We start from the raw sequence: 4,692 nt of genomic DNA, 5'->3' as shown, positions 1-4,692 counted from the left end.
GCGATCATGCCCACCGACGCTGCGGCCAGCAGCATGCCGATCGCCTGCCAGCGAGTCAGTCGCTCGCGCAGCACGATAATCGCCAGGGCGACCGTGGTCGCCGGATACAACGAGATCAGGATGCTGGCCAGCGACAGCATCCATTTCTGGATCGCCAGCAGCATGCTGACATTCGCGCAGGTGTCGAGCAGCGCCGCCAAGACCGCCAGCCGCAGCGGTGTCCTAGACGGCAACTGGAGATTGTTGCTCCGCGCAGCCACCGCGATCACCAACACGGTCGCCGCGGCTCGGGCGAAGAACAGCGGCCACATCCGGCACACCACCGGAGCCTGGTGCAGCAGAACGAAATCCAGTCCGAACGCCACGCCCGACCCGATCGTCAGCCAGGCGACCTTGCCGGTGAAGCGGTGCGTGCGGACATCTTCGTCATCCGGTGACTCCCGGCCGACCAGGATCACGGCGAAGATCGCCAACACCACACCGAACGACGCCGTCGCGCCCGGTCGCTCGCCGAGCGCGATACCCACCGCCACCGGCACCGCCGCGTTCAGCATGGCGGCCAGCGGCGACACCACCGTGATCGGTCCGGCGCTGACGGCCGCATAGAACCAGTAGACCCCGATCGCCTGGCTGATTCCGTAGAGCGAACCCCACAGCACCGCACCGGGAAGGATCGGTCCACCGGCGGTAACTGCGAGCGCCCCCAGCATGACCGTGGCGAGCGGATAGATCACCAGCATGATCCGCAGCACAGCCGCGCGCCGGGAAGCTACCCCACCGATGAAATCGCTGAAGCCGTAGCTGACGGCGGAAAGCTGGGCGTAGGCCGCCCCGATCAGCGCATGCCCTTGGATCGCCGGCCCAGTTCGCGAATTACCTCGCGTTGGGCGTCGCGCTTGGCCATGTCCTGCCGTTTGTCGTGCGCCTGCTTACCACGCGCTAATGCAAGCTCCACCTTGACTTTTCCTTCGGAGAAATACATCGCCAACGGGACGAGCGCGAGGTTACCATCTTTGATTTTGCCTATGAGAACATCGATTTGGCGCCTGTGGAGAAGTAACTTTCGGTTGCGACGCGGCGCGTGGTTGGTCCAGCTGCCGTGGTGATATTCCGGAATGTGCAGGTTTCGCAGCCAAACCTCGCCGTCGTCGACGGTGGCGAACGCGTCGGCCAACGACGCTTTGCCCTCCCGCAGACTTTTGACTTCAGTGCCGACCAAAACTATGCCGGTCTCGAACACGTCCAAGATCGAGTAGTTGTGCCGCGCCTTGCGGTTGGTCGCCACAATCTGGCGGGCCGGAGCGCTTTTGCTCGGCGACTTCTTGGCCATCGCTAACGCCGCACGTACAGGCGCAAGGTCACGTACGACGTGACGCCGGCTATCGCAACGCCGACCAGCAGCAGCAGCGGCGAGATGTAGAGAATGTCGGCGTAATCGACTTTGGCGACCAGATGCGCTTGGTAGAACTGGCTCAGCGCGCTGTCGAGGAACAGCGCGCGCACCACGATCAGCCCGACGATCGCGATGACGACGCCGAGCGTCGCGGCGACCATCGCCTCGACCAGGAACGGCAACTGGGTGTACCAGCGGGTGGCGCCAACCAAACGCATGATGGTGATTTCAGTGCTGCGGGTACGCGCGGCGACCTGAACCATGTTGGCAATCAACAGAATTGCCCCAATCGCCTGCACCAGCGCGACGGCGAAGGCCGCGTCGGACAACCCGTCCAGCACCGCGAAGAGTCGGTCGATCAGCTCCTTTTGGTTGAGCAGGTGATCGACCCCGGGTTGACCTTGCATCGCGGCATCGAACTCGGCGTGCTGCTCCGGGTTCTCGAGCTTGACGATGAACGACGCCGGGAATGCGTCCTTGCTGGCCAAATCCTTGAATTGCGGGATCTTGCGGATGGCGTCGTTGTAGGCGTCCTGGCGATTGAGGAAGCGGACCGACTTGACGTCGTTGCGTTTTTCGATCCTCTCGCGCAACGCTTTACATTCCGGGCTCTCGCAATTCATGTCGTTGGCCGAGATGTCGTTGGTCAGGAACACCTGAGTCTCGACCCGGTCGAGATAGATGCTGCGGGAGTGGTCGGCCAACCGGACCACCAGCAGGCCGCCACCGAACAGCCCGATCGAGATGGCGGTGGTCAGGATCATCGCAACGGTCATCGTCACATTGCGACGAAAACCAGTCAGGACCTCGTTGAAGAGAAAACTGAAGCGCACTTACCGGTCCATCCCGTAGACGCCGCGCTGTTCGTCGCGCACCAACCTGCCCAGCGACAACTCCACCACGCGTTGCCGCATCGAGTCGACGACGTGATGATCGTGGGTCGCCATCAGCACGGTGGTTCCGGTGCGGTTGATCCGCTCGAGCAAATCCATGATGTCGTTGCTGGTCTCGGGGTCGAGGTTGCCGGTGGGCTCGTCAGCCAGCAAGACCAACGGCCGGTTGACGAACGCTCGCGCGATGGCCACCCGCTGCTGTTCACCACCGGACAGTTCGTTCGGCAACCGGCTGGCCTTGCCGGACAGCCCCACCATCTCGAGCACCTCGGGCGTCACCCGGTTGATCACGTCGGGCCGCTTGCCGATGACCTCGAGGGCGAATGCCACGTTCTCGAACACCGTCTTCTGTTGCAGGAGCCGGAAGTCCTGAAAGACGCAGCCGATCACCTGCCGCAGCCTGGGGATATGCCGTCCGGCCAGCGCGTTGACGTGAAACTTCGAGACCCGCACCTCACCTTTGGTCGGCGTCTCGGCCCCGAGCAGCAGTCGCATGAACGTGGACTTGCCCGAGCCGGACGGACCGATCAGGAAGACGAATTCACCCTTGTCGATCTTGAGGTTGACGTTGTCGAGCGCCGGTCGCGCCGACGACTTGTACTGCTTGGTCACGCGCTCGAGGGTGATCATCACGGGTCGCCAGTCTAACCGGGTATGTCGGATGGCTGCGCCGACGCGGCGAGCCAGGACGCGTCATCCCGGTAACCCCGGCGGCGGCGGTACTCCGGGGGCCGGCGGAGCCGGCGCCTGCTCCGGAGGAGGAGCGGGAGTCGTCGTCCCGGGACCGAACGGCGGCGGCAGGACGAACGGCGGCGGCAGGACGAACGGCGGGATCAACGGGGGCGGTGTCGTCGTGGTCGTCGTGGTGGTGGGTGGCGGCGTGGTGGTCGGGACCGTAGTGGTCGGCGTGTACGTCGGCGTGTACGTCGGGGTTTCATAGGTGGGCTGGGGCGGGCGCACACGTGTGCGCGGCACCCAGGTGTAGTTGGGGTCGGGAACGTAGCCGGGGGGCACCACCGACGGCGCCACCGGTGGCGGCGGGTGCGGCTTGTAGGTGTTGTAAGTCCACCACGTCGCGAAAAACGCAATGATCAACACCAGCGTCGAAGTTCGGATCCGCCCGCCGAGCAGGTAGTTCGGCCAGCGCTTTTCCACGTCGCGGCGATGGTTTTCGAAGAACTTGAGTGTGAGCTTCATCAACGCTGCACCGGGTCGTTGGTTTTTTCGTACTCTTCCTCTTCGGCCTCGGCAGCATCGGCGCCGGGACCGTCGACGGCGCCGACCTTCGCGTCGGCCGCGATGCCCGAGCGGGCCAGCGCCCGGACAACCAGGACGCGTAACTGACGGCCGGCCTCGAACTGCTTACCGGGCAGTGTGCGGGCCACCAAGCGCAGCGTGACGGTGTCGACTGCGATGTTTTCCACGCCCATCAAGGTGGGCGCGTCCAACAACAAATTACCCAGGATCGGGTCTTCCTGGGCACGCTCACATTCCTGGCGCAGCACCTCGGCGACTCGGTTCAGGTCGACGGTGGTCGAGACCGGGATGTCTACCACCGCGCGCGCCCAGTCCTTGGATTCGTTGACCGCTTTGACGATCTGACCATTCGGGATGGTCAACACTTCGCCGTTGGGTGAACGTAGCCTGGTCACCCGCAGCGTGACGTTCTCAACCGTGCCGCTGGCCTCGGTCGAGGCCACCACGGTGAGGGTGACCAAATCGCCGAAACCGTATTGCTTTTCGACGATGATGAAGAATCCCGCCAAGACGTCGCGAACCACCTGCTGAGCGCCGAAGCCCAGCGCGGCCCCAATCACCGTCGCCGGCGCGACCAGGCCGGCGACGGAGAAGTTGAACACTTCGGCGATCCGCACGATGCACCAGATCGCGATCATGACGATCGACACCCACTGCGCGACCGAGGCGACGGCCTGCCGGTGCTTGGACGATTCCGACCGGACCAACGCGTCGCTTTCGACGAAACGTTCGTCGAGTTGCCGGGCGACCTGTGCGGTGACCCAAGTGACAAACCGGACCGCCAAGACGGCCGCGATCACCACCATCATCATCCGCAGACCGCGGGTGATGAACCACTGGCCGAGTTCGCCGTGCCAGAAGTCATGCCAGCGCTGCGGCGCGCTCGCCGCCAGCAGCGTGGCGTTAGTCGTCATCTTTTCTGTTACGCCACCGGATTCCTGCTTCCAGGAATCCGTCGATGTCGCCGTCGAGAACCGCGGCCGGGTTACCCACTTCGAACTCGGTACGCAGGTCCTTGACCATCTGATACGGGTGCAGCACATAGGACCGCATCTGGTTACCCCAGCTGCTGCCGCCGTCACCTTTCAACGCGTCGAGCTCAGCACGTTCTTCCAACCGCTTGCGTTCCAACAACTTTGCCTGAAGCAC

At 63.9% G+C, this 4,692-nt stretch carries 6 protein-coding genes and 1 pseudogene; all 7 read right to left on the bottom strand.

The features are described from left to right. A partial coding sequence (locus AC2VOG_RS19745) for an EamA family transporter (protein WP_486941519.1) occupies positions 1-839 on the bottom strand: 839 nt, incomplete at its 3' end. Then, positions 836-1,330: an SsrA-binding protein SmpB gene (gene smpB / locus AC2VOG_RS19740; RefSeq protein WP_486941517.1), complete on the bottom strand. Its 495-nt coding sequence runs from the start codon at positions 1,328-1,330 to the stop codon at positions 836-838. The genes AC2VOG_RS19745 and smpB, both read right to left, overlap by 4 nt. Positions 1,331-1,332: 2 nt before the next feature. After that, the gene (gene ftsX, locus AC2VOG_RS19735; RefSeq protein ID WP_486941516.1) at positions 1,333-2,226 is read right to left on the bottom strand and encodes a permease-like cell division protein FtsX; all 894 of its coding nucleotides are present in this window, start codon (positions 2,224-2,226) and stop codon (positions 1,333-1,335) included. Then, positions 2,227-2,916 carry a cell division ATP-binding protein FtsE gene (gene ftsE, locus AC2VOG_RS19730; protein WP_486941518.1) on the bottom strand — a complete coding sequence of 230 codons (690 nt, stop codon included), beginning with the start codon at positions 2,914-2,916 and terminating at the stop codon, positions 2,227-2,229. Positions 2,917-2,979: 63 nt separating this feature from the next. Next, on the bottom strand, positions 2,980-3,483 hold the full coding sequence (locus AC2VOG_RS19725) for an Rv3103c family proline-rich protein (RefSeq protein ID WP_486941515.1): 504 nt from the start codon (positions 3,481-3,483) through the stop codon (positions 2,980-2,982). Then, complete coding sequence (locus AC2VOG_RS19720; RefSeq protein ID WP_486941514.1) at positions 3,483-4,457, bottom strand: mechanosensitive ion channel family protein; 975 nt, start codon at positions 4,455-4,457, stop codon at positions 3,483-3,485. Before AC2VOG_RS19720 ends, AC2VOG_RS19725 begins: the two co-directional genes overlap by 1 nt. Continuing rightward, positions 4,447-4,692, bottom strand: a pseudogene (gene prfB, locus AC2VOG_RS19715) (peptide chain release factor 2); the annotation flags it as partial. The pseudogene prfB and the gene AC2VOG_RS19720, both read right to left, overlap by 11 nt.

It is taken from the genome of Mycobacterium sp. TH-M11, from assembly GCF_057473725.1.
This window is presented reverse-complemented; position numbering and strand designations above follow the sequence as displayed.

Bases quoted from the DNA above. Each gene is read 5' to 3' on its own strand.
- smpB (WP_486941517.1), bottom strand. From the start codon at position 1,330: ATGGCCAAGAAGTCGCCGAGCAAAAGCGCTCCGGCCCGCCAGATTGTG.
- ftsE (WP_486941518.1), bottom strand. From the start codon at position 2,916: ATGATCACCCTCGAGCGCGTGACCAAGCAGTACAAGTCGTCGGCGCGA.
- AC2VOG_RS19725 (WP_486941515.1), bottom strand. From the start codon at position 3,483: ATGAAGCTCACACTCAAGTTCTTCGAAAACCATCGCCGCGACGTGGAA.
- AC2VOG_RS19720 (WP_486941514.1), bottom strand. From the start codon at position 4,457: ATGACGACTAACGCCACGCTGCTGGCGGCGAGCGCGCCGCAGCGCTGG.